The organism is Hominimerdicola alba, assembly GCF_900112155.1.
In the GTDB taxonomy this organism is placed as follows: domain Bacteria; phylum Bacillota; class Clostridia; order Oscillospirales; family Ruminococcaceae; genus Hominimerdicola; species Hominimerdicola alba_D.
Genome location: NZ_FOKQ01000007.1, coordinates 63593 through 87876, shown reverse-complemented (window position 1 = coordinate 87876; position 24284 = coordinate 63593). Strand labels below are relative to the sequence as shown.

Genomic DNA, 24284 nt, shown 5'->3' with positions numbered 1-24284 from the left:
CTTGATTTGTCAAGTCTTTTTTTCAATTTTTTTATTTTATTTTTTTGATTCCTTTTACAGCAGCCGCAATCGACGTAATATCGGACACATTCACCTTATTATCATGAGTGCAGTCCGCTACATTGAACTGATAATCTTCAGCGAACAGCCTTACCTGCTTAACATAAGCCGCAACAAGAGTGATATCTGTAACGTTTATCTTGCCGTCGCCGTTGACATCGCCGTAGACCCTGAGGTCAACGTCCTTGAGTTCGGCAGGCATACTCTTGCCTGCGGGAACATTTTCGATCTTCCTTGTGGCATAACCGGGCTTGCTTATGGTAACATCGTAGTAGCCGCGCTCAACATCGGCATAGAACTGACTTCCGCTTACTGTGCAGGTAACTTCCTCATCGGGTGAAGCACTGCCATCATCTTTGTGCCTGTTGAGACTGACACTGCAGCCTTTAAGCGCCTGAGGGTTAGATGTCTTTTTCTTTTCTATAACATTTCCGCCTATCCTGCGGGTGCCGCCGCTGTAGCCTTCAGTGCTGAAAGTGAAAGTTACCTCCACCTTTTCATTAACAGTCACTGATGAAGCATCAAAGGGCGGATCATTCTTGGTCTCACCAAAGCTGTTGAAAAGTTCGATACGGAAATCATTGTTATCCGCACCGTCATCCGCGCCGTATACTATAGCATCAGTTTTGAAATTCAGAGGCTTGCCATCAACGACAATACTGTCGACACTGACTGTGCCTATATCAAAATAGCAGTCCTCAAGATCAATAGTAAGCATACTTATGCCTTTGAATACGGAATAGTTGCCCTTGCCATCCTTGGGAGTTGTGAATGTAAGAGTGTTCTGACCCTCGGATATGGTTGCATCGTCCCATGACTGCACACCGAGGTCTGAACTTACAAGCGCTGTGCGCACCTTATACTCTGTCTTCTTTTCAGCAGATACGCATAACGCTGTATTCGCGCCGACAGCCAGTGCTGTCAGGAATGTTGCTATGTTTTTCTTTTTCATAATTGTCCTCCGTTTTTTACACTTTTTTCTCTTTTACCAAAGGGGTTCGTTTTTGTTGACCTATACATTTTACTACATCTGAGGTGCTTTGTCAACCTTATCACCGAAATTGGCAGAAATTATATGCACGATCTCCAATGAACTTTTATAACAGAATAAAAGAAAAACACCCGATAAGCTCAATGCTCATGGGGCGTTTGGGTATTTACTGATTCTTCACGTTCACGCTTTGAAAACACACAGCCACAGTAATCCTGGCGGTAAAGTCCGTATATCTCCGAAAGCTCAACTGAACGCTTGTAGCCGTTCTTTTTCTTGAAATCAGCAGGCAGAGCCGCTGTGGGATATATCTGCGCAAGTTCCTCGGATATCTCGTTCAGCTTTGCAGCATTTTTGTAGGGCGATATGGAGAGGGTCGTAGTAAAATAGTCCGCACCCAACTCTTCAGCCAGCTGAGCAGTACGTTCAAGGCGCAGACGATAGCAGGCAAAGCAGCGCTCGCCGCCCTCGGGGATATTTTCAAGCCCCTTTACCGCTTCGTAAAACTCTTTCGGGTCATAGCCCCGCTCCACAAGGGTGATCGGATTCTTCACGGGAAGCTCCGCGATAAGGCGTTCAAGCTCTTTGACCCTGTGGTCGTACTCCTCGGGCGGGTAGATATTCGGGTTATAGTAAAACACCGTGATGCTGAAATACTGAGAAAGATATTCAAGTACATAGGAGGAACAGGGCGCACAGCAGCTGTGCAGCAAAAGCCTCGGCGGCGGAGATGCAGGGTCGAGCCCGCGGATTATATCATCCAGCTTTCGCTGATAATTGATCTTTACTTTCTGTTCCATGTACTTACCTCGCTGATAAAAGATCGCTGACTATCCCGATCAAGATCATCGGTCAGCCATATTTCGCTTTAGTGTGTTAATACAAAAGTTGACAAAATTGACACTGCTTTGTCAACTTTTATGTTTTGACCTCTAAAAGCCCTATTTTTCGGGGTTTTATATAGTTGACATTTTCGTGTCAACTTTTGTCAATTTTGTGGTCGGTACTATGCTCATAGCGCCGATAATTAGATTATATCACCCCTGCACCAACGTGTCAAGGGATATGCAAATCAAAAAAGCAGGTGACAGCACAAATCGCTGTCACCCGAGATCAAAAAATATAAGCCTATCGATCCTCAGGCATGAGAGCATTTATCAGCCCCTGCCTTTCAAAAAGCACACAGCCACCACCATGCTCACATTCAAGCAGAGTAAAATCCCGTATCCTTGAAAAAAGCGGAGACTTCATCACCTCATCAAAGGTCATGTCCCGAACATTGCAGTCTGAATAAGGCGCAAATGGACATGGCTCGGCACCGCCGCGGGAATTGATGTGAAAGAAACCTCTGCCCGAAGAAAGACAGCCACCCGATACTTTTTCATCTCCCGGAAAGGATATGTGCATCATCTCATGATGGTCTTTCCTGAGTTTGACAAGGCGCATCGTCATATAAGCGCGTGTATCCTCATCAGGGGCGATCTCAACTCTGCCGTCAACAGGGACATACTCCACATACACCACGGCTTTGCAGCCATTTTCCTTCATATCGCCGATAAACTCATCGCCGAAGACTTCTTTAACATTTTCTTTCGTCACCGTAACGGACACACCGAAAAGGACGCTGCTGTTTTTAAGCTCCACCATTTTCTCAGTAACGATGTCATAAACGCCGTCACCGCGTCTGCTGTCGGTAGATATCTTCCCGCCCTCGATGCTTATCAGCGGAAAAAGATTCCTATGCTTGTCAAAAAGCTCAACATATTCGCTGTCTATGACTGTGCCGCTAGTAAAGATGGGGAAAAATAAATTCTTACACCTTGCCGCTGTAAAGATAACATCGCGCCGAAGAAGCGGCTCACCGCCTGCCAGCAGTATAAAATTCACACCGCATTCCGCCGCCTGAACGAAAACATCAAGCCAGTCATTTGCACTGAGGCTCTCCCCCTCCGCATTGTGACAGCTGTTTATCTTCGCATAGCAGCCCTCACAGTCCATACCGCAGTCATCGGTCAGACTGCATATCAAAAAGGGCGGCACATGGCTGCCCTTCCTGTTTGAACGTTCTCTTTTCTTTGAAGCTCTCATACACTCAGCCGAAAACTTCAGTATAAACGCACTCGATCTTGGGTCGCGGGCACTCACACGTATCATATCCCGCATTAAGTGCTCCACGCCCTGAGCCAGAAAGCTTTCCAGCGCGCAACTGTCCATCTTACAGCACCTCCAGAAGCTTCTTCTCCAGCTTTTCGGGGGTAGTTGCAGAAGCAAAACGCTCCACGACCTCACCCTCACGGTTAACGAGGAACTTAGTGAAATTCCACTTGATATTGTTGCCCAGCACTCCGCCGCGTTTGGATTTCAGTGCGGTGTACAGCGGTGATTCGTTCTCACCGTTAACGTCGATCTTGGCAAACTGCCTGAAAGTCACGCCGAAATGAGCTGAGCAGAAAGCCATGATCTCTTCCTCGGATTCGGGGGCTTCATTCGCAAACTGGTTGCAGGGGAAATCAAGCACCTCAAACCCTTTGTCCTTGTGCTTCTCGTAAAGTTTTTCCAATCCCTCGTACTGCGGAGTGAATCCGCAGCGCGTTGCGGTGTTGACTACCAGAAGCACTTTGCCCTTGTACTCTGACATACAAACATTGTTACCCTTTGCGTCTTTCACTGTAATATCATATATGCCCATAACAAAACCTCCGTTTCGCGAGTAATTGTTATATTCCTGTTGCTATAATTATAGCGAACAACCGCAAAACATTCAAGTAACTATTGATACTTAATTGTGAATTTTCTCTAAATAATACTAAAGTTAACTTAGCAGTAAGGTCAAAATGTGCCAAGTATTGATTGCCATTTGTTGAATGTTGATAAAAGTGCCTATCTAGGCGCTTTTCTTGTTTATTAGGCGATATGTTAAATGATTTGAGAAATATTCTATAGGAAAAATATTAAAATATTAATATATATTCCAGCATAATTCGGTAATATTTTTAATATTATCCACCTCTTTTTTACTGTTTTTTCCACCTTTTCAATTAGCCATTCTGACGAAAAAAGCAGCCACATCTCTGTGACTGCTTTCACCAAATATGCTATTGAAATATCATACAAGTACCTTGGAGAGGAACTCCTTGAGTCTTGGGTTCTGGGGATTATCAAAGAATTCCTTTGGTGTGTTCTGCTCCATCACATAGCCGTCAGCCATGAACAGCACCCTTGATGCCACTTCCTTTGCAAAGCCCATCTCATGAGTTACCACGACCATGGTCATACCTGCGTCAGCAAGCTGTTTCATAAGCTCCAGCACCTCGCCTACCATTTCAGGGTCAAGTGCCGAAGTCGGCTCATCAAAAAGTATAACTTCGGGATTCATAGCCAGAGCTCTCGCTATGGCGATACGCTGTTTCTGTCCGCCTGAAAGTCTGGTGGGATACTCGTCTGCCTTATCGGGCAGACCAACCCTTTTCAGAAGCTCTTCAGCCTTTGCATCAGCTTCCTCTTTTGTCATGAGCCCCAGCTTTACAGGGGCAAGAGTGATATTCTTCCTGATAGTCAGGTGGGGGAAAAGATTGAAATGCTGGAAAACCATGCCCATGCGCTGTCTGACACGGTCTATCTCCTTTTCGTGCAGCTTTGTGATATCCTTGCCCTCAAAGAGTATCTCACCCGCCGTGGGCTTTTCCATCAGGTTAAGACAACGTAAGAATGTGGATTTACCCGAACCCGAAGGTCCGATGATAACGACTTTCTCGCCCTTTTCGATATGCTCGTCGATTCCTTTGAGGACATCGACCTCACCAAAACTCTTTTTAAGACCCTTAACGTCTATCATTTGCAGACAGCCTCCTTTCCAGCTTACCCACAAGGAATGTCAGGAACATGACCATCACCAGATATATCGCTGCCACCGAAAGCAGGGGCAGGAACGGGGAAAAGGTCTGTGAACGGATGATATCGCCGCCTTTTGTAAGGTCTGCGATAGCAATATAACCTGCAACAGATGTTTCTTTCAGCAGCACTATGCACTCATTGGCAAGCGCAGGAAGAACTGTCTTCAAAGCCTGAGGCATGATGATATAGGTCATGGTCTGCCTGTAATTAAGACCCAGACTGCGTCCTGCTTCCATCTGACCGTTGTCGATGCTCATTATGCCGCCGCGTACTATCTCAGCCACATATGCACCCGAGTTTATACCGAATGCGATTATCGCCACAAAGGTTTTTGATATATTCACACTGGCAAACACAACAAAATAGATGATGAGCAGCTGAACTACCACAGGGGTGCCGCGTATTACCGTGAGGTATATCCTGCAAAGTATATTCGCAAGCTTCATCTTTCCTGTTTTAAGATATGTACACCTTACGATAGCTATTATAAATCCAAGAAACAATCCCAGCAGAACTGCTGCTCCTGTTATCTCCAGAGTGGTCAGCAGACCGTCCCAAAGATACTTCCAGCGGTCCGCTTCAATAAAATTCTGCTTGAAGCTGTCTATAAAACCCATTTTTTCCTCCAAATTTCAAAGGCTGTCCCACGTTCGGGGACAGCCCGATATATTAAACCAGAGATACTACTTTCTGACCATTATTTCCAGACGAGTATTAGTATAAGGTGTGCTGAACAGAACGTTCTTCTTTCTGTCCTCGGTAACTGACATACCTGCAACACCTACATCTGCCTTGCCCGACTGTACAGCAGGGATAATAGAATCAAATTCCATATCATCGATCTCAAGCTCATAACCCAGCTTCTGGCATACAGCAGTCATCATATCAACATCAAATCCTACGATTTCCTGACCCTCCATATACTCATAGGGAGGGAATCCTGCATTAGTTGCCATTACCAGCTTGCCTTTGCTGGTATCTGCGTTCGGATCGGCTTTGAATTTGTTTTCGCCCGCGTTCTCACCGTCGTAATATTCCTTGATAGTATCCAGCGTGCCGTCAGTCTTAAACTCAGTTAGAACTGTGTTTATCTCGACCTGAAGAGCAGTATTGTCCAGATTCATACAGATAGCATACTCTTCTTCCGATAATTCTTCACTAAGAAGCTCGATATCATCATTCTTTTTTATAAATTCCTTAGCAGTATCGCTGTCGATTATTACCGCATCAACCTTGCCCTGCTTCAGAGCCTGCACAGCATCTGCATATTTATTGTATCTCTCAACTTTTGCATCTTTAATTACTTCCGTATTACTTGCCAGAGAATCGCCGGTGGTACCCAGCTGTACTCCGATAGTCTTACCCTCAAGATCAGCTTTGGAATGTACTGTATTTTCAGTTGCGGTTTTACCGCAGGCAGTCATAACAGCTGCCGATATAACGATTGCTGCCATTGTTGCAAATGTTCTCTTCATTAGACCATATCCTTTCAATTTTTTACTTTGCTATTATAGCACACAAAATTTCGATATTCAACCTTTTAGAAGAAGTTTAATAATTTTTGCAATTATTTTTTGCCTTTTGTCAACTAAATTCAAATATTCATAAGCTACGGAAGCCAGAGGGAGTGATGGCCGCCACAGCTATGCCCAAAACAGAATGCCTGTGCAGATATCCGACCCTTTGCGATCGGCTGTCAACGGAATCGGCTCTGTTATCGCCCATAACGAAGATACAGCCCTTTGGCACAGTCAGCGATATCGGCACTTCGGGAGTGAGTTTTCCTCGGAGATAAGGTTCTTCGAGTTTAACGCCATTCAGAAAGACCTCACCGGTGTTTTCAATGCGGATATCATCCCCCTGCATGGCTATGATGCGCTTTACCATAACATCACTACCACGGCGGATAAGGGCTATTTTACCCCTTTCGGGTCGTTTGCTCCCGACGCAGACCACAAGGTCGCCATCATGCAGGGTAGGGGTCATGCTGCTGCCGACTATCCTGTATATCCGCAGAAAAACCTTTGCGGCTACTGCCAGCGCAACAATAATGCCCGCCGACAGAAACGCCTTATTCTTCCACATATCTCACCTTTCCGTCCTCTTCAAAGGCTATCCTGCCGCGCTGTTTAGCAGATTTAATACCCAGAGAAACAGCTACTTCAAGGGCAGGAGTCACCCTCGTAAAGCCGAAGAGGTGAGCCGTTTCACGCATGAGGTCTTCACGCTGCATGGCTATCTGCCTTGAAAGTATCAGTATCAGACCATTACCCAGTTCCTCAGGTGGGATATCCTTGATATCTCTGCGGACTTCGGGTGCGCACTTAGCGCGGCATGATGTATAAGTATCAGGGGACTGATCTTCACGCCAGATGAATTCTGCTTCTCCCGACTTCAATGCCTTTCCGCATGATTTTTCCAGTGCGATATCAAATGCCGCTTTTACCAGATTGCTCTGCCTTGCTATTCCCCAGGCAGTCATTACACGCTTTTGCAGAACTTCCCTGCTGATAGGCGCTTCGGCTGCAAGAATGGTGTTTATGCAGTCAGCTATCCTGCTTGAAGCCAGTTCATTGAATTCCTCGGGCTTGCCCTGCACAGGTGGTATGAAAGGTACATACTCCTCGCACTCATCAGCCAGCGCCGATTGTTCCTCACGCTCAAATACCAGAGGTTCAGCCTTTTTGGGCGGTTCTTCCTCAACAGGCTCGGGAGCGTTCTTAGCTTCTATCGCCTCATTTATCGCGGTTATCACAGCGGCTATGCACTTGTTCTTGTCGGTGAGCCAGTCAAGGATATAAACGTTGATGACATTCCAGCCAAGACCTTTCAGTACCGATGGCTGCGAAACTGTGCGGTCGTATGCGGTGCCATTTTCGTAGTACTTTCTGCCGCAGCAGTTAATGCCCAGAATATAGGTATTCTCATCATCGGGGTCAGCGACCGCCACATCGACCTTGTAATCTGAGCATCCCACACTGCACTTCACCTTGAAACCGCGCTGTTCAAGCTCAGCAGCCACCAGCTTTTCAAAGCCTGTGCCCAGACTTCCGCTGCCAGCACGTACAGGCAGTGCAGACCTTCCCTTTGCGGCAAATTCAAGGAACCCTTTCAGACCGTCAACACCCTCTGAGCGTGTGCGTGAAAGGTCGATCATTTCGGGACGAATGACAGAATATACCACCATTTTCTCCCTTGCACGGGATATTGCAACGTTCAGTCTGCGCCAGCCGCCATCGCGGTTCAGGGGACCGAAGTTCATGCTGACTTTGCCCTCTTTATCGGGACCGTAGCCGATGGAGAACAGTATCACATCACGCTCATCACCCTGAACATTTTCAAGGTTCTTGATGAGTATAGGCTCATACATGGTGTTTGCAAGTTCTTCAAGCTGAGGTTCTGCACGGAAAGCATCCGCAAGCACATCTTCCACCAGATTCTGCTGAGGCAGACTGAATGTTACCACGCCCACAGAATGTTTTATCAGCTGAGGGTCACGCAGACGGCGGCATATCTCGGCAACGACCGCTTCCGCTTCTGCGCGGTTCGTCTTGGTGCTGCCCTTGTCGTAGAAGCCCTCAACATTCACCCAGCTGACCTCGCTGACCTGATCGTCAGGCGAGGGGAAGGTATAGAGCTTGTTTTCGTAGTATTTTGAATTGCTGTAAGCGATAAGGCTCTCGTGGCGTGAGCGGTAGTGCCACAGCAGGTGTTTCTGGGGCATTGAGAGTGCAAGGCAATCGTCCAGCACACTTTCCAGGTCTTCCTTATCATAGTTTTCTTCGTCCACCTGATTAGAGGAGAAAAAGCTTGTGGGGGGCATCTGCTTGGGGTCGCCCACTACTATCACGTTCTCGCCGCGGGCAATAGCGCCCACAGCCTCACAGGTGGGCAGCTGAGAAGCTTCATCGAATATAACAAGGTCGAACTTGGGATACGAGGGATCGATATACTGCGCCACCGATATAGGCGACATCAGCATTACAGGGCATATCCTCCGCAGAAGATTGGGTATGCTGTCGAACAGCTTGCGTATGCTCATCATGCGCCCGCCGCTCTTGATTGCACGCTGGAGTATGCCCAGTTCACTGCTTTTAGCACCCTCTCCCGGTGCAGGCACTTTAGCCGAAAGCTCTGCCGCTAACTGCTGGATAGTCAGCTTTTTGAAGCTCTCATGGGCTTCATTCAGACGACGCACAGTGTCCTCAAAGAGAGTTCCAGTAAATCCGGAAAGCGCCTTGCTTGACTTCACCGTACAGCTGACCTCAGCCTTTGCTATTCCGCAGTCAAATGCGGGCAGCAGTTCGTTGCTGTCCACTTTTTTGCCCAGATATGCTTCGCTGATATTGGCAGCCCCTGCCTTATCCAGCTTTTCGCAGAAGCTCATAAGTACCGACCAATCTTTCAGGCGAGGCATCTCCCCGACGAGTGCCGCAGTCCTTTCGCGGATATCCTCGATAGTTCCCGCTGTCATGTTGGCGGTATCTATCCTGAAATCTCCGCTCAGTTCATCAAGCACCTTTCTGAGCTTATCATTTTTATATGATGGCAGTTCTCCCGCTCCAAGCTTTGCGCCAAGTGCGGTCTTCTGTGCCGCATCAAAGGGTGAACCCGCCAGTTTTTCACGTATAGTCACCGATTTTTCAAGGGACTTTTTCAGCGTTTCGGGCTCAGTTGATTCGCCCTGCCACAGCGCCCCGAAAACTTCCTGCGCCGCAGTCTGACCGTCAGCTATCTCAGTTTTCAGCTTTGCGATTGCTGTCAGTTTTTCGTAATGGTCGCTGATGTTCTCCTTAGTAACTGCACCCGCATTTTTTCCGTGGGCGGCAAGTTCTTTCACCAACCGTTTACTGCCGAAATGCTTGGGTATGAACCACTTTGCCTGGACCTCTTTCCACTCAGCCTGAGCCTTGACCGCATCATAGCCGTACACGCTTTCATCAAAGGTCTCAGCAAGGGCTTTTTTGCCCGATCGAAGTTCAGCAAGAGCGTTAACCGTCTTTTCGGCTGAGGGCTTAAGCATATCCCATTTATTTCCTGTCAGCACCGCAGGCAGGATAAAGCCCTCCTTTGATGCATCGGCAAGGATATCTGCCAGCCACGCAAGCTGCTCGTAAGTCAGCTTTCCTCCGCCAACAAGCGATGAAAGCTCATTCTCGCACTTTTGGAGTTCCGCAAGCTGATCATCCAATTCGCTAAGTTTTCCGCGAAGTTCATCACCCGTTGTCAATCCGCACTCGGTAATACGGCACACCCTCAGTGCAGAATCAGCCACACTGCCGAACTGTCTGCCGAGGTTTGCAAGGCTGTCAACAAGCTCACGCCATTCGCCGTAAGTTTCGGCTTTCATGGCTTTTACCTGCTCATCGGTAAAAGCAAGCTTGCCCTCAAAAGCACGGTTCTGCTCGTATCTTACCGCCGCATCATACATTGAAATACCGTAGTTTCGTGGCTTGTGTATCTCATCCATAACGCCGTTAAGCTCGGCGCGCAGGGCTTTCAGCTTATCTGCCTGCGCCTGATAATCCGCAGGCTTTTTTATCTTGCCCACATTCAGGGTCTCATTCAGCTGATCGAGAACGGCACGCTTCTGCGCCTTATTTGAGTGAAGCTCGATACAGAAAGGACCAAGTCCTATCTTTGCAAGTCGCTTTTCAACTACTGACAGCGCCGCCATCTTTTCAGCCACGAAAAGCACGGAACGTCCATGATAAAGAGCGTTTGCTATCATGTTGGTGATAGTCTGAGATTTGCCTGTGCCGGGAGGTCCATGCAGAACGAAGCTCTCGCCCTGACCCGAAGCCACTACCGCCGCAAGCTGAGAAGAATCCGCCGCCACAGGCACAGCAAGGTCAGCGGGGGCGATATCGTCAAGGTCGTTAGGCGACACCGTGATATCACTGCCCTCCCACTCGGTCTTTCCCGAGATAAGGCTTGCCACCACCTTATTCTGAGCCAGTTCGTCAGCACGGTTGCGGATATCGTTCCACATTATGAACCTGTTGAAGCTGAACTGTCCGATGAATGCATACTCGTCAATATCCCATCTGTTGCGGGACATCACACCCTTCCGCACAGTACTCAATATCAGCGGTATATCCACACCATGTTCATCCTCGGGAACAGGGTCAAGACCCTTGATATCTATGCCAAAGGACTGTCTCAGCATTTCCAGCAGGGTGATATTCACCTGAGTATCCTCGTCACGGACACGTATGGAAAAGCTCTTGTCCTGTACCTTTTTGATAATATCAACAGGCACCAGCACTATAGGAGCATAGCGAGGGCGCTCGCTCTTGTCAGTTTCGTACCAGCGCAGGAATCCCAGCGCCAGATAAATGGTATTAACACCATTTTCCTCCATGCTGACCTTCGCCATGCGATGTATCTTCTTCATGGTCTTTTCAAGCTCGGCTTCGATGAGAAAAGTACGCAGACGCTTTGAACGGAATTCGCCCGAAGCTATCTCGGATATCTTCTCACGCTGAGTTTCAGTCTCATATATCTTGCTTTCCGCCGGTTCCATCTTGAAATCGCTTGGCACGGGCATTATCTTGAATGTCTCGTCAGCGGCTATCTCGTCTTCAAGTGAAGCTATGCTTTCCACCATCAGCTGAACATTTGAGGAAGTAGGACGGAAATTCAGCAGGCTATTGCGCAGGCTAAGGTCTAGAAGCTTTCTCTCCCAGACCATCTGTTTTGTGACTTCCCTCGGCTGACCGTTAGTCGCTGCATCGAAAGCTATATCCCCTGCCGAACCGTAAGCTCTTTCGGGCAGACCGTAGTCCTCAGCCCTGCAAGTGCCGTTTTCGTCAAACACCCTTAATGGCAAAGGTTTTATTCCGCTGGCGCGGGTGCGCTGTATATCCACGGCAAAGCAGAAATCTGCCGCCTTTGCAAGAGTATCAGCCGCGTGTACAGCCGAAGTATCTGCATCGGTACTATTTCCTGTACAAAAATCAGTACACTCTATGATAGATATCTCGTCCACACCACTTGCCATACGCTTTGTAAGAGCGGTGATATCGTATTGCAGGCTGTCAGGAAAAGTGTCTTCCTCCAGCCAGCAGCCCGCCATCGCGTGGGTCGAAGTCATTACAAGCAGGCTATTCAGACCAGCGGCTTCAAGGCAGGAACAGAACAGCACAGCGAGGTCAAGGCAGCTGCCGCTTTTCTGTGCAAGCACGTTTTCGGGCATAGCGACCTTGTTCGCTTTATCGAACCCTACTGCCGCCGTGGAGGTGATATTTTCCTGCGCCAGTGCGGTGTATATAGCATTTATCTGCTGTTTAACTATATTGGGATTGCAGCTCTGATATCCGGTAAATCCGCTTTCTCCGCAGGACTGAGCAAGGATAGTTTCCGCCTTTGAAAGCACCTCGCGCACCGCAGGGTGATTCGGTGTTATGAACGCCGCCGCCATCTCAGGCATGAAGTTGACACCAGTCCATGTATCGTATGCCAGAAGTTCAAGCTGCTTCACCTCTCTGCCCAGTATCTCCTCACTCTCATCGGTGCGGGTAACGGCTTCAATGCGGACATATCCCTCGGTATTCTCATTAAGCGCCAGAAACAGTTCGGGGCGCATAACCGCCTCTATAGGGGATATTTCAGCGGGAACATTAGGTTCAAGGTCTATGGCAGGAGATTCGTAATCCTGCGCAAAATCGGGTTCAAACGCAAGTCTCAGAAATACGTTTTTCAGCGTTCTGTCCGAAGTATTTGTCATGACTATACTGCGAAAAACAGGCACAGAACTGCGCTGCATCGCATAATTTATATGCGCAGTCATCGCTGCACTGAAAGTAACAAGCTTTTCCATAAAGCGCTCCTTTCGGCCGATACAAAATGCCATAGTCCCTATGACCTCGACCGCAAAATAGATTATATCTGGTTTATATTATATCATTGTTTTTGTAAAATGTCAACAATTTATTGTCAAAAAAGACACTTCTGCCGTTTTACGACAAAAGTGCCTGTAAATATTTACTTTTCTCGGGAGCTTTTCTTACCATCATACCAGCCATAATCATCTCTGCCCTGGTTCTTTACCCTGTAAAGAGCACGGTCAGCACAGGCTTTTAGCTTCATAAAGTCCCTTGCATCTCGTGGACACAGCGCGCCGCCGCAGCTGCAGCTTACGCTGAAATCATCGCCTTCTTTGATGGTAATGGGCTTGATGTCATGCACTCTGCGCTTCAGGTCGCTGACCTTTGATTCTATCTTAAGCTTGTCAGCATTTTTGATAAATATAAGGAATTCGTCACCGCCGTAACGTGAGATAAGACCCATATCTCCGAAAAGCTCTTTGAGCAGTGCGGCGAATTCCACAAGCACCTTGTCACCTGCATCGTGCCCGTAGCGGTCATTTACCTGCTTGAAATAATCCACATCTATGAACAGCACAGCACATTCGGGCTTCAGTGCATTCTGGAAATAATTATGCGCCGCAACGTCAAGTGCTCTTCTGTTCATAACGTCAGTAAGCGGGTCGTGAATCGAAAGATTTTTGAGTATCTCCCTGTCGGCAACATCACGTCTGTGAGTCAGTACGAATACTCCAGCCGTTGCAATCAGCAGGGTAACTATATAAAGTATAACTACACCTCTGAATTTCTCCATAGTTGAAGACATGGCACTGCTGGGTATCCTTACAACCACATTCCAGCCGTGCATGAAATTGATATTTGCATATACCTGAGAATATCTGACACTGCCTATCCTGTATACCACGCCAGCCGATTGCTTGCCGTCGTACATAGACTGTATCCACTCGTTGTATTTGCCAACATCTCTCTTGTCGATATTCCGCTCGAATATCAGCATAGCGTTTGCCCAGCTTCCGCTGCCATGCTCATCTCCGCCCGAACACTGTATGACATTGTTCGATTCGGTATCCATGAGCCATATCTCTGTTTCGTCCGCAAGGGTCTCGGTAGATGCCATATTCTGTATCTCCTTCAGCGGATACGTCAGAAACAGCCAGCCTTTTTTGCCTGAGCCGTATTTCATATCTGCAAAAAGAGTGATAACAGGCTCTCCTGTAAGTCCCGAACGATAAGGTGTAGATATCGAAACAGGGTCAGCCTGCTGTGCAGTCTCAATAAGGTGCCACTTCTCAAACTCAGCAAGCTGCTGCTCCGAAGCGTAAACCTTACCGCTGTCATCGATAAGTCCCATACTTACATAACCGTCGCCCTCAAGATCAGCAAACTCATCATAAAGCGCCTGAAGATCGCGGTGCTGCTGTGCGGTGAGCATAGCAGACATATTCTGAGCGGAGGTCGTCATATATTTAATTGAATTGTTCATCTTTTCTGCGACAAGATCGCAGATCTGACCCGTGAGCTTTTTATCATGCTCCTTCATCAGCGAATTGATCGAAATTATCATCACCGCCATACCTATAAGGCAGACAACAAAATACACGATCATCATCTTGATAAACGAACCGCTTCGATTAAGCTCACCTGTCTCGGTGATCGTTTTGTTCATATTATCCTCTGTTATGATCCAGCGTTTTCCGAACCTCGGGATCGTTTAGATTATTGGAATTGACAACTGTTATTCCCGTATCTACGAATTTCTGCTCCATTTGTTTGCCGTCTATCAGATCAAGAGCCGTTTTTACTCCGTCATAAGACATATTGTACTGCTTCTGGAGTACTGATGAAGCAGTATACTCTTCCGAATTTATAAGCTCAGATATCTCGGGTGAATGATCAAAACCCACAACAACTATATCCGACCTCTCCTTCTCCTTGATGGTAGCCGCAAGAGCAGTGGTAGAAACGTTATCACTGCCGAACACACCTTTGATATCCGGATAATTGTTCAGCAGATCTTTTGTACACTGACAGCCCCTGTCGATATCGCCCTCGTTGAATTTTATATCGGATATGACCGTCCAGTTATCGGGGGCGTAGTTTGACCAGAACTGCAAAAATCCTGCAAGACGTTCATTTATCGTCTGTGTAGCAGTTGCACACACCTGAACGCCTACCTGAACCGTTTCATCCTCACTGTAACCCTTTTCATGGAGCTGTGCCAGCATCTCTGCAGAAGCCAGCTGCCCTGCCATCAGGTTATCTGTCATAAAACATACATCGTAGCTGTCGGTTATCGCGATGGTATCTACAAGCACCATCTTTATGCCCTTTGAATAGACTTTTTCTATCTCAGCGGAAAGCTTGACAGAATCATTGGGTGCCAGCAGTACAGCATCCGCACCTGCGGCGATAGCCTCATCCATAAGTCTGCTCTGCGATTCCCAGTCGCTTTCGAGATTGCAGCCGCTGTAATACACATTGCAGTCGAAATCCTCACCGCCCGCTTTAGCTCCATCGACTACCACATCCCAATAATCACTGTTCAGGTTCTTTATGATAAGGTATATATTTTTTCTGCCCTCTTTTATCTCGGTCAGGGGAGAAAATTCAGGTGCAGGCTCGAACTCGGGAACAGTTTCAGACTTTTTCTGTTCACAGCCCGCCATGCAAAACAGCATCACCGTACATATCGCTGCAGATATGAACTTTTTCAAAGCCTGTCACCTCCCGCCGATACTATGGTCTTTTAATAACAATCGTTACTAATTAACATTATATCATACTTTTCCACGATATACAATAGTTTTTTCAACCAAATTAATAAATTTTCTTCTGCAAGTAAAAAAAATTCAATAAAAATCGTTTTCGCCGCTCGTATGAACAGGTCTTCTCAGTGAGCAAACGTTGTATTGTTAACAAAATATTCATCATATGTAATATTTTATCAACAAAAATATGATAGACTATATTAGCTATGTAGACACTGTTTTATCAAACAAACTACTTATCTGGTTTTAACAAGGGATAGATCAAATGATGAAATTAAAACTGAATGAACGGGAACACTTTCATTTGCCCCATATATTTGAACATGGTATCCTGCGCAGAATGTCATTCACACAGTCGCTGATGTTCGGCTATTCTATAGTTATAATGGTAGGTGCACTGCTCCTTTGTCTGCCGATAAGTACAACGGAGAGAGTGCGTACACCTCTGAATCACTGCGTATTCACAACGACCTCTGCACTGAGCGGAACAGGTCTGACACTTCACGATACCTATTCCTACTGGTCGCTTTTTGGTCAGATAGTCATACTTATAATCATACAGATCGGCGGTATCGGCTTCATGAGCATCGGGCTTTTCGCCCTGAGCTTCATGGGCAAGAAGATCGGTCTGAAACAGCGTGCCACTATGAGAGAATCCATAGGCAGCGTATCTTCTGGCGGTGTTGTCAAGATGACCCGCTTTATACTCAAAGGTACTGCTCTGTTTGAATCTCTTGGAACGGCTGCGCTGTGCTTCTGGTTCGTGCCGCGTCTGGGCTGGGCAAAGGGTATATATTTCTCCCTTTTCCACTCCATATCCGCATTCTGCACGGCAGGTCTAGACCTTATGGGTTACTTTGAGCCGGGCAGTTCGCTGATAACGGCCAATGACAGCGTTATCCTTAATATCCCCATAATCATACTGCTGGTTGTCGGCGGTATCGGCTTTTTTACCTGGTCGGATATCGTCACACACAAGCACCATATCAAGAAATACTCAGCACAAACCAAGATAATACTTGTTGTCACGGTGCTGTTCTATTTCTTCGGTATGCTTGATATGGCTCTGCTGGAATGGCACAACGACGCTACTATGGGCGATCTCGGTTACGGCGGAAAGATCATCGCTTCATCTATGCTGGTTACTTCAGGCCGTGACGCAGGATTTGCTTCGGTGACCGTTGCAAATCTCAGACAGACTTCCATCATGCTTCTGATATGCTTCATGTTCGTCGGCGGCTCTCCCGGATCTACCGCCTGCGGTATCAAGGTAACTACCTTTGCGGTAATGATGATGACGATTTCCACCGTATTCAGAAAGAAAAAGAGTGTTGAGTTCTTCGGCAGGCGCGTTGATGACACAACTGTACGAAACGCAAGCTGCATCACCACACTTTATTTGGTGCTGGTAGCAGTTTCAGCCATGATAATAACAGGCGTGGACGGACTTGAACTAACACCCGTCGTATTTGAACTTGTAAGTGCCATAAGCTCCACAGGGCTTTCAATGGGCATAACCACTTCCCTCTCCGACTTGAGCATTTTCATAGTAATAATGATAATGTTCTTCGGACGTGTAGGAGGCATAACCTTTATAGTATCCCTGCATAACAACTATGCCTCCAACAAGAGTCAGCTGCCCGAGGAGAAGATAATGCTTTGATAAAATAGGAAAACGATATGAAAACAATTGAACAGAATGATATGATCTCATCTGAAAAAGATAGCGGCAAAGAAAAAAAATCCAAGACGGAACGTCTGTTATTTTTATTTGCGATCTGCTATGCCGTCGGTTACGCTCCGGATTTCTGGGCGAACATGAAGTCTGTTAGTTTTATAGGTGCGGCAGAAAGCACAGCGAATTATCTGCTGATCATAACAATAAGCAAACTGCTGAGATACATCGCAGTCATCGTGACACTTGAACTTTTAGCAGTTCATTTTCTGTCATCATACAGAAACAACAAAGCGTATTTGGCTTCCCTTGACGAAGAAGATAAGCGTATCGCTGAAATGGAAGACAGCTGGGCAAAGCAAGTTGCAGAGCTGAAATGTCAGAACGAAAGAAAAGCTAATAAGAAATTTTGGCTGCTGATCATTCCTTTCATACTGATAACCGCACTTGTCATCGGCATCCTTGCATACAGTTTTTCAAAAAAGGACGTTTATTTCCCCGAAGCAGGCAAGCTTGCGGAGATATACCGCGATATGTCCGAAAATGAGACTCTTACGGTTTCAAACATCGAGAAGATCAGCTTTTATAATGACACTAAAGGCTATATAAATTATATGATCTGCACCGATGAAAGCGGGAACGAATACCGCTTTCCAATCAGCAAACAGGATTGGGGAAAGCTTTTCAATGAAAAATGCGATCATTCAGAAAAGGGATTCAGGGCAGAATACCTGAATAATTCCCACATCATAACAGATTACACCTTTGAAGCCAGCACTGAAACGCAGGAGTAAGCTGACAGCGTCAAGGTTTTCAGGCAATTTAAAACAACGAAGTAAGGAAAAGTATAATCAAGAGGAGAATAAGTATGGCAAGATCGTTTCTTATAGTAGGTATGGGACGTTTCGGAAAGCACATGGCAAAATCGCTGACAGCTATGGATAACGAGGTACTGGCGATAGATATCAATGAAGACAGGGTAAATTCCGCCCTCAAATACGTTACCGATGCCCGCATAGGCGATGCTACCGACGCTCAGTTCCTTAAAGAACTGGGTGTAAACAATTTTGATGTGTGTATATGTGCCATAGGCGATAATTTCCAGGCTTCCCTTGAAACTACCTGCCTTATGCACGAGCTTGGTGCAAACTATGTTTTCGCCAGAGCAAACCGCGATATCCACAAGAAATTCCTGCTGCGCAATGGTGCTGACGAAGTCATCTATGCCGAAAAAGAGACCGCCGAGAGATTTGCAGTTCGTTTCGGTTCTGAGGGCGTTTTCGATTACTTTAACCTCAACGACAAGTACGCTATCTACGAGATAAGCGTTCCCGACAGTTGGATAGGCAAAAATCTGCTTGAAAGCAACGTCCGCCAGAAATACCACATCAACGTGCTTGCGGTAAAGCAGGACAACGATTTCAAGATGGCGACCATCGACCACCGCTTCACCGAGGACGAAAGACTCCTTGTAATGGGCACGATGGAGAATATACGCAAAATGCGTAAGTAATTCATAATTATTGACAGGGACGAGAGTACGTTGTACTTTCGTCCCGTTTTTTTGTACACAAAAAGCCCGTGAGCTTTTGGCTCACGGGCTAAGATCTTTTATTTAGCTTTCAAGATCTATCTCCATGATAGGCTGGCTTACATCTGCGCCTGCGGGTACCATGGGGAGAACGTTAACGTCCTTGTTGATAACTACATCTACGAGAACAGGTCTGCCTGCTGCTGCGTATTCAAGAGCTTTTTTCAGCTGAGGAACTATCTCATCCTTCTTGGTTATGCGAACGCCTTCGATGCCGAAAGCATCTGCAAGCTTCATGAAATCAGTTCCACGCTCGATATTTGTCTGGCTGAAACGCTTGCCGTAGAACAGTCTCTGCCACTGGCGAACCATACCCAGAACGTCGTTCTCGAATACCAATTCTATCAGAGGTATCTTGTGCTTAGCCAAGCTGGAAAGTTCGTTGCAGTTCATGAAGAAGCTGCCGTCGCCTGCGATATTTACAACTGTTCTGTCGGGATTGCCGACCTTGCAGCCGATAGCTGCGCCGAGACCGTAGCCCATAGTACCAAGTCCGCCGCTGGATGCAAAGCTTCTTGCGCACTTGAAATCGTAATACTGCGCAGCCCACATCTGGTGCTGACCAACTTCGGTGGAGATTATAGCCTTGCCATCGGTAAGGTCGTCCAGCGCTGAAATGACCTGATCGGGGAGAACTTCGTCCTCGCTCTCGATAGGTACCATACGCAGAGCATACTTCTTCTTCCAGCCCATAACTTCATTGAACCACTCGGGGTGAGACATATCGGGCAGAAGTTCGTTCAGCCTTGCGATAGCCTTCTTGACATCGCCTGTAACGTGGTGATATACCTCGATGTTCTTGCCTATCTCGGCAGGATCTATCTCAAGGTGGATTATATGAGCATTTTTAGCGAAAGTATTGGGGTTGCAGAGAACTCTGTCAGAAAAACGCGAGCCCAGAACTATCATGAGGTCGCAGCCGCTGACTGCCTTGGCAGCAGCCTTTGTTCCGTGCATACCCAGCATACCTATGTAATTCTCGGAAGTATTATCATATGCGCACTGACCCATCAGCGACAGGGCAACAGGTGCGTTGCACTTTCTTACGAACTCCTTCATCTCATCAACTGCATCAGCGGATACAACACCGCCGCCTGCGTAGATGAAAGGTCTTTCGCACTTCTTGATGAGTTCGGCAGCCTCTGCTATCTCAGCCTCGAAAGTATCAGGATCCTTGTATTCGGACTTCAGAGGTTCTTTCTTCTCATACTCTATCATAGCCGCAGTAATATCCTTTGGGATATCTATCAGCACGGGACCTTTTCTGCCCTCGTTGGCTATGCGGAAAGCCTCTCTGATTATATCTGGAAGCTTCTCGGGATCCTTTACGATATAGTTGTGCTTTGTAACTGGCATAGTGATACCGCAGATATCCACTTCCTGGAAAGAGTCAAGACCCAGCAGATTTCTGGTCACATTACCTGTGATGGCTACCATAGGAACTGAATCCATATAAGCAGTAGCGATACCTGTAACAAGGTTGGTCGCACCGGGACCCGAAGTTGCCAGAACAACGCCTGTTTTGCCTGTGGTACGGGAATAGCCGTCAGCTGCATGGCAGGCTGCCTGTTCGTGGGCTGTGATAACGTGTCTTATCCTGTCGGAATTCTTATAGAGTGCGTCGTAGATATTCAGCACTGCACCGCCCGGATAACCAAAAATAGTGTCAACACCCTGTTCAACAAGACATTCTATGATAACGTCTGAACCGTTAAGCTGCATGATCGATCTCTCCTTTTGATATCGAAAAAATTCTGTAACTAATTATTTATTATACTATATTTATACCTGATTGTCAAGGGGTGACAAAGGCACAAAAAAGCACTTCCGCCGTATCAAAGCAGAAGTGCTTATTGGTTATTATCCGCCGTATATCTCGCTTCTGAGGAGTTCACGGCAGGCTTCGATATCAATATCAAGTGTTGACTGGTCGCCGTGCATACCGAAGCTGTAATTTCCTTCGGCAGGGATACGCAGGGTCTTCATCTGGTAATTCACCGAGAATATCGCCTTATATGCCGAAAGCATCATCTCGGCGCGGCTCATATTCGTTGAAAGATTGGAGCATACCGACTTCGCAAAGCGGTTTATCGTCAGTGGGTCGGAAGATTTCACCTTAGCGATTATTTTGCTTATGACCTCGCGCTGTCTTTCGGTACGCTGGAAATCAGCATTGCCCACGTATCTCAGTCTTGCATAGGCAAGGGTCTGGTTGCCGTTCAGCAGAAGTTTTCCGCCGTGGTCAAGGCAATCGGTATCCTCGGGCTGTTTAAGATATTTGTTCTGTTCACCCAGAGGGTCTTCCAAGCCTGCGGCTTCCTCATCGGTTATATCGATCTCAAGTCCGCCAATGGAGTCAACTATGTCGATAAATGCAAAGAAATCCACATAAACATAGTCGTCCACCGATATATCGAAATTGTACTCGATTGTATCCATAAGCAGTTCAGCACCGCCGTAAACATAAGCTGAATTCAGCTTGTCCCACACGTCGATATCTTCGCCGCCTGTTCTCCTGCCCTTTATCTCGACATACATATCGCGCATGAATGATGTCATGGTGATGGTCTTTTTATCCTTGTTCACCGACATAAGTATCATGCTGTCCGTTCTGCCGTTTTCCTTTTCACTTCGGGTATCCGAACCTATCAGCAGGATATTCGTAACGCTCTTACTGTCCATTGAACCGCTTGTGAATGAACGTTCTCCGCGTCCCCTGCGGTTTACAAGGGTGATGTAGTAATAAAGCAGTGCGTTCAATCCGATGAACAAAACAAGAAGCAGTGTTATCAGTGTCCTGAAAAAACTGCGTACAGGATGCCTTGTCTTGTGTACAGAAACTTTTCCGCCGTTGCGCGTACCGAAACGAAGTTCTTCGGAAGCACGAGGCTTTTCGCGGCGCTCTGCCTTTCTCTTAGCAGGCTGACCGCTGTTCCTGTCCCTGCGCTGTGCGGGACGTTCTTCTCTTCTTTCCCTCGACCTGTTAGCGCCTGTTCTTTCGCCATCTGCGCCGCGGGTCGGTCTTCTCCGCTGACCATCATTTCCGCCGCGAGCCGTATTTCTACCCCTCATATCATCTTCGGGATAATTCTGCCGCGGGCTTTCAGCGCCGTACTGTGGCTTTGTCTGCGGACGGGAATACTGTACGCCGCCGTTATCCTCTCTGCGAGTACGTGGTGCACCCGACCGCGATGGCTGTCTGTTTCCATTTCCAGTACGCGCCTGCGCATACTGCCTGTCCATGTATTCTTCACTGTAAGGCTGACCTTCCATCTGCGGAGGTGTGCCGTACCTCTGATATTCCGAGGCGAAAACATCATCAGCACTGCCCATGCTGAGGTCTACTTCGCCACCCGTATCCCCTGCGATCCGTGATATCTCTTCCAGCTGTCGCTGATACTCTTCCTCATAGGGGTCTGCGGGGCGACGGAACTTTTCATCTCTATCCATAATCGCTCTCCTACATTTTTACACCTAAACGAGATATGTCCTGCTTTTCCCGAAAAATATGGGAATACCCGAACATATTCCGCTTTATATAACTATTTTCACGAATATCACTATTATATAGTATAACCCTGCATTTGTCAAACCGCCCCGGGCTTTTTTCATTACTATTTCACCGAATTTTTACTTTTCTTTCTCACAAAAGGGCATAAAAACAGCGCCGCCCTGCTTTTTACAGCAGAACAGCGCATGGTGTACTTGTATGATACTTTACAGCCAGCCGCCGTCAACACGCAGTACCTGACCCGTTATGTAGGCGGAAGACTCCTCTGCCAGAAACATAACAGCATTCGCGATATCATCGGGGGTGCCCATTCGCCCCATGGGTATCTCATCGGTGACAGCGTTAAGATCTTCAGCGGAGAGAGTGCTGTTCATCTTTGTATCGATAAGACCGCAGCTTACGCAGTTCACGCGCACTCCGCTAGGGGCACACTCCCTGGCCAGCGCCTTTGTGAAGCCTATCAGTCCCGCCTTGGCCGCCGAATAAGCAACCTCGCAGGAAGCACCGCTTTCCCCCCACACCGAGGATATGTTTATCACACTGCCCGAATGTCTGCGTATCATCTGGGGCAGAACAGCTTTTGTCAGCCGCATATGCCCCAAGAGATCGGTATTCATTATCTCGTAAAGCCGTTCATCTGTGAGGTCGGTGAACAGCCCGATATCCGCTATGCCCGCGTTATTTACGAGCAATTCGCACTCACCGAAGCTTTTTTCGACTTCAGTGAGAAATTCTGCCCAACTTACAGGGTCAGCGATATCGCACCGAAAAGCCTCAGCCGTAAACCCCGACTCCCTAAGTTCAGCCGCCAACACCTCAGCCTCTTCCTTACCTTTATTATAGCCTATCGCCGTGAGATAGCCCGCCTGCGCCAGCTTTCTGCTTATAGCGCCGCCTATCCCACCTGAACCGCCTGTTACTATGGCGGCTTTTTTTATCCTGCCCATGATATCCTGTCCTTTCGGTATAATGGTGTCTCAAGTCTATTGTATTATACCACGGATATCCGTTTTATGCAACCCCGAATCTATTCACCGATTTCTCCGCTGATATCATCGCTTTGATTTTCAAAGCTTACCTCGCCAAGTTCCTCACCCACCGAAAACCGCTTGCCAAGGGGCATATAAACGCGTGTGCCGTCCACAGGGTCAACAGGCAGAGGTCGTCTTTCCTTATCGTTCATCAAAATCGCTCCTTTCCTTTTTAATAATAGTATGTACCGATGATACGATAATATTCGCGAAGTTTATTTTGTACACTTTTTTGTACTTTAATTAAAAGCTTTCAAAAAAGCCCTTGTATTGAATTTCGTTTTATGATATAATACACTTATTAAGCGCCGAAACCAAATGTCACACGCGGCATAAGCTTTCGGTGCCACATCTTTCAAGGAGTGAATCAAATGAAATATAACAGAAGATCTGCCCTTTTATACGGTCTGCTGAAAGGGCTTCAAACCGAATTTTTCGGGATATTCGTAATGCTTTTTTTCTGGGCGGTAGCTAAGGCTATGGGCCTCTTCGCGAACCTTATGTTCGGATTCATGGGTATAATGTGCGTAGTCTGCATACTTGCGGACTTTGGGCTGAAAGAGGGTTCAAAAGCCGCCAATGCAGATACTCTCCACGGCGATAATGTCGGCAGAAATTTCGGGACTATAACAGGACTTATCGCTATGATTCCCTTTGCGCTGACTGCGGTGATACTTGCGGTATCTAAATTCAGCGGTGCATTCGATTTTCTTGCCGCATTCAAGATAGCAAATGCCTGCCTTTTCCCCATAATTGATATTTTTGCACACTCTGCTTACATTAAGGATATGAGCCCCGCAGTTTTCCTGCTGATACTCCCCTATCTGGGGCTTTTCCCACTCTCGACATATATCGGTTTCAAATGGGGCTACGATAAGGTCGACCTCAAGGACAAGATAGTATACAAAAACAAGTGATCAGATTTTCAGCAAAG

Annotated in this window: 19 protein-coding genes; 4 read left to right on the top strand and 15 right to left on the bottom strand. The window is 47.1% G+C overall.

The genetic code is table 11. The annotated features are described in order from the left end of the window. Positions 1–31: 31 nt before the first annotated feature. The 11 genes from BM265_RS20570 to BM265_RS05695 all read right to left on the bottom strand — a co-directional run bounded on the left by BM265_RS20570 (position 32) and on the right by BM265_RS05695 (position 15488). The gene (locus tag BM265_RS20570; RefSeq protein WP_074960610.1) at positions 32–1012 is read right to left on the bottom strand and encodes a dockerin type I repeat-containing protein; all 981 of its coding nucleotides are present in this window, start codon (positions 1010–1012) and stop codon (positions 32–34) included. Positions 1013–1191: 179 nt separating this feature from the next. Then, positions 1192–1851, bottom strand: a complete 660-nt coding sequence (locus BM265_RS05740) for an epoxyqueuosine reductase QueH (RefSeq protein WP_074960609.1) — start codon at positions 1849–1851, stop codon at positions 1192–1194. A gap of 328 nt (positions 1852–2179) precedes the next feature. Then, the gene (locus tag BM265_RS05735) at positions 2180–3265 is read right to left on the bottom strand and encodes a radical SAM protein (protein ID WP_074960608.1); all 1086 of its coding nucleotides are present in this window, start codon (positions 3263–3265) and stop codon (positions 2180–2182) included. Position 3266: 1 nt separating this feature from the next. Next, positions 3267–3740, bottom strand: a complete 474-nt coding sequence (locus BM265_RS05730) for a glutathione peroxidase (protein ID WP_074834983.1) — start codon at positions 3738–3740, stop codon at positions 3267–3269. Positions 3741–4157: 417 nt separating this feature from the next. Next, positions 4158–4886 carry an amino acid ABC transporter ATP-binding protein gene (locus BM265_RS05725; RefSeq protein ID WP_074960607.1) on the bottom strand — a complete coding sequence of 243 codons (729 nt, stop codon included), beginning with the start codon at positions 4884–4886 and terminating at the stop codon, positions 4158–4160. Continuing rightward, a complete protein-coding gene (locus BM265_RS05720; RefSeq protein ID WP_074960606.1) occupies positions 4873–5562 on the bottom strand; it encodes an amino acid ABC transporter permease in 690 nt (229 codons plus the stop codon). Before BM265_RS05720 ends, BM265_RS05725 begins: the two co-directional genes overlap by 14 nt. A gap of 66 nt (positions 5563–5628) precedes the next feature. Beyond that, complete coding sequence (locus tag BM265_RS05715; protein WP_074960605.1) at positions 5629–6420, bottom strand: transporter substrate-binding domain-containing protein; 792 nt, start codon at positions 6418–6420, stop codon at positions 5629–5631. Positions 6421–6547: 127 nt separating this feature from the next. Beyond that, positions 6548–7030, bottom strand: coding sequence for a signal peptidase I (lepB, locus tag BM265_RS05710; protein ID WP_074960604.1), 483 nt, complete (start codon positions 7028–7030; stop codon positions 6548–6550). Continuing rightward, positions 7017–12767, bottom strand: a complete 5751-nt coding sequence (locus BM265_RS05705) for a DUF3320 domain-containing protein (protein ID WP_074960603.1) — start codon at positions 12765–12767, stop codon at positions 7017–7019. Before BM265_RS05705 ends, lepB begins: the two co-directional genes overlap by 14 nt. A gap of 164 nt (positions 12768–12931) precedes the next feature. Then, complete coding sequence (locus tag BM265_RS05700) at positions 12932–14440, bottom strand: sensor domain-containing diguanylate cyclase (protein WP_074960602.1); 1509 nt, start codon at positions 14438–14440, stop codon at positions 12932–12934. A 1-nt stretch (position 14441) separates the two neighbouring features. Then, positions 14442–15488, bottom strand: coding sequence for an ABC transporter substrate-binding protein (locus BM265_RS05695; protein ID WP_074960601.1), 1047 nt, complete (start codon positions 15486–15488; stop codon positions 14442–14444). A gap of 358 nt (positions 15489–15846) precedes the next feature. Here BM265_RS05695 and BM265_RS05690 point away from each other — a divergent pair, with 358 nt between their 5' ends. The 3 genes from BM265_RS05690 to BM265_RS05680 all read left to right on the top strand — a co-directional run bounded on the left by BM265_RS05690 (position 15847) and on the right by BM265_RS05680 (position 18730). Next, positions 15847–17205 (top strand): TrkH family potassium uptake protein, encoded by a 1359-nt coding sequence (locus BM265_RS05690; protein ID WP_242940784.1) that lies wholly within the window; start codon positions 15847–15849, stop codon positions 17203–17205. A gap of 17 nt (positions 17206–17222) precedes the next feature. Next, positions 17223–18011 (top strand): hypothetical protein, encoded by a 789-nt coding sequence (locus tag BM265_RS05685; RefSeq protein ID WP_074960600.1) that lies wholly within the window; start codon positions 17223–17225, stop codon positions 18009–18011. A 74-nt stretch (positions 18012–18085) separates the two neighbouring features. Continuing rightward, a complete protein-coding gene (locus BM265_RS05680) occupies positions 18086–18730 on the top strand; it encodes a potassium channel family protein (RefSeq protein WP_074960599.1) in 645 nt (214 codons plus the stop codon). A gap of 102 nt (positions 18731–18832) precedes the next feature. Here BM265_RS05680 and ilvB read toward each other — a convergent pair whose 3' ends face one another. The 4 genes from ilvB to BM265_RS19990 form a co-directional block, all read right to left on the bottom strand. Continuing rightward, on the bottom strand, positions 18833–20530 hold the full coding sequence (ilvB, locus tag BM265_RS05675) for a biosynthetic-type acetolactate synthase large subunit (RefSeq protein ID WP_074960598.1): 1698 nt from the start codon (positions 20528–20530) through the stop codon (positions 18833–18835). Between the two features lie 138 nt (positions 20531–20668). Next, complete coding sequence (locus BM265_RS05670) at positions 20669–22258, bottom strand: LCP family protein (protein ID WP_074960597.1); 1590 nt, start codon at positions 22256–22258, stop codon at positions 20669–20671. A gap of 267 nt (positions 22259–22525) precedes the next feature. Further along, the gene (gene ymfI / locus BM265_RS05665) at positions 22526–23266 is read right to left on the bottom strand and encodes an elongation factor P 5-aminopentanone reductase (protein ID WP_074960596.1); all 741 of its coding nucleotides are present in this window, start codon (positions 23264–23266) and stop codon (positions 22526–22528) included. Between the two features lie 80 nt (positions 23267–23346). Further along, on the bottom strand, positions 23347–23502 hold the full coding sequence (locus BM265_RS19990; protein WP_177219546.1) for a hypothetical protein: 156 nt from the start codon (positions 23500–23502) through the stop codon (positions 23347–23349). Positions 23503–23721: 219 nt separating this feature from the next. Between BM265_RS19990 and BM265_RS05660 the strand changes: the two genes are divergently transcribed. Then, positions 23722–24267 (top strand): hypothetical protein, encoded by a 546-nt coding sequence (locus BM265_RS05660; protein ID WP_074960595.1) that lies wholly within the window; start codon positions 23722–23724, stop codon positions 24265–24267. Positions 24268–24284 lie beyond the last annotated feature (17 nt).

What these genes read in the sequence shown, in the direction of transcription:
- BM265_RS20570 (WP_074960610.1), bottom strand. Translation starts at nt 1,012, where the DNA reads ATGAAAAAGAAAAACATAGCAACATTCCTGACAGCACTGGCTGTCGGC.
- BM265_RS05740 (WP_074960609.1), bottom strand. Translation starts at nt 1,851, where the DNA reads ATGGAACAGAAAGTAAAGATCAATTATCAGCGAAAGCTGGATGATATA.
- BM265_RS05735 (WP_074960608.1), bottom strand. Translation starts at nt 3,265, where the DNA reads ATGGACAGTTGCGCGCTGGAAAGCTTTCTGGCTCAGGGCGTGGAGCAC.
- BM265_RS05730 (WP_074834983.1), bottom strand. Translation starts at nt 3,740, where the DNA reads ATGGGCATATATGATATTACAGTGAAAGACGCAAAGGGTAACAATGTT.
- BM265_RS05725 (WP_074960607.1), bottom strand. Translation starts at nt 4,886, where the DNA reads ATGATAGACGTTAAGGGTCTTAAAAAGAGTTTTGGTGAGGTCGATGTC.
- BM265_RS05720 (WP_074960606.1), bottom strand. Translation starts at nt 5,562, where the DNA reads ATGGGTTTTATAGACAGCTTCAAGCAGAATTTTATTGAAGCGGACCGC.
- BM265_RS05715 (WP_074960605.1), bottom strand. Translation starts at nt 6,420, where the DNA reads ATGAAGAGAACATTTGCAACAATGGCAGCAATCGTTATATCGGCAGCT.
- lepB (WP_074960604.1), bottom strand. Translation starts at nt 7,030, where the DNA reads ATGTGGAAGAATAAGGCGTTTCTGTCGGCGGGCATTATTGTTGCGCTG.
- BM265_RS05705 (WP_074960603.1), bottom strand. Translation starts at nt 12,767, where the DNA reads ATGGAAAAGCTTGTTACTTTCAGTGCAGCGATGACTGCGCATATAAAT.
- BM265_RS05700 (WP_074960602.1), bottom strand. Translation starts at nt 14,440, where the DNA reads ATGAACAAAACGATCACCGAGACAGGTGAGCTTAATCGAAGCGGTTCG.
- BM265_RS05685 (WP_074960600.1), top strand. Translation starts at nt 17,223, where the DNA reads ATGAAAACAATTGAACAGAATGATATGATCTCATCTGAAAAAGATAGC.
- BM265_RS05680 (WP_074960599.1), top strand. Translation starts at nt 18,086, where the DNA reads ATGGCAAGATCGTTTCTTATAGTAGGTATGGGACGTTTCGGAAAGCAC.
- ilvB (WP_074960598.1), bottom strand. Translation starts at nt 20,530, where the DNA reads ATGCAGCTTAACGGTTCAGACGTTATCATAGAATGTCTTGTTGAACAG.
- BM265_RS05670 (WP_074960597.1), bottom strand. Translation starts at nt 22,258, where the DNA reads ATGGATAGAGATGAAAAGTTCCGTCGCCCCGCAGACCCCTATGAGGAA.
- ymfI (WP_074960596.1), bottom strand. Translation starts at nt 23,266, where the DNA reads ATGGGCAGGATAAAAAAAGCCGCCATAGTAACAGGCGGTTCAGGTGGG.
- BM265_RS19990 (WP_177219546.1), bottom strand. Translation starts at nt 23,502, where the DNA reads ATGAACGATAAGGAAAGACGACCTCTGCCTGTTGACCCTGTGGACGGC.
- BM265_RS05660 (WP_074960595.1), top strand. Translation starts at nt 23,722, where the DNA reads ATGAAATATAACAGAAGATCTGCCCTTTTATACGGTCTGCTGAAAGGG.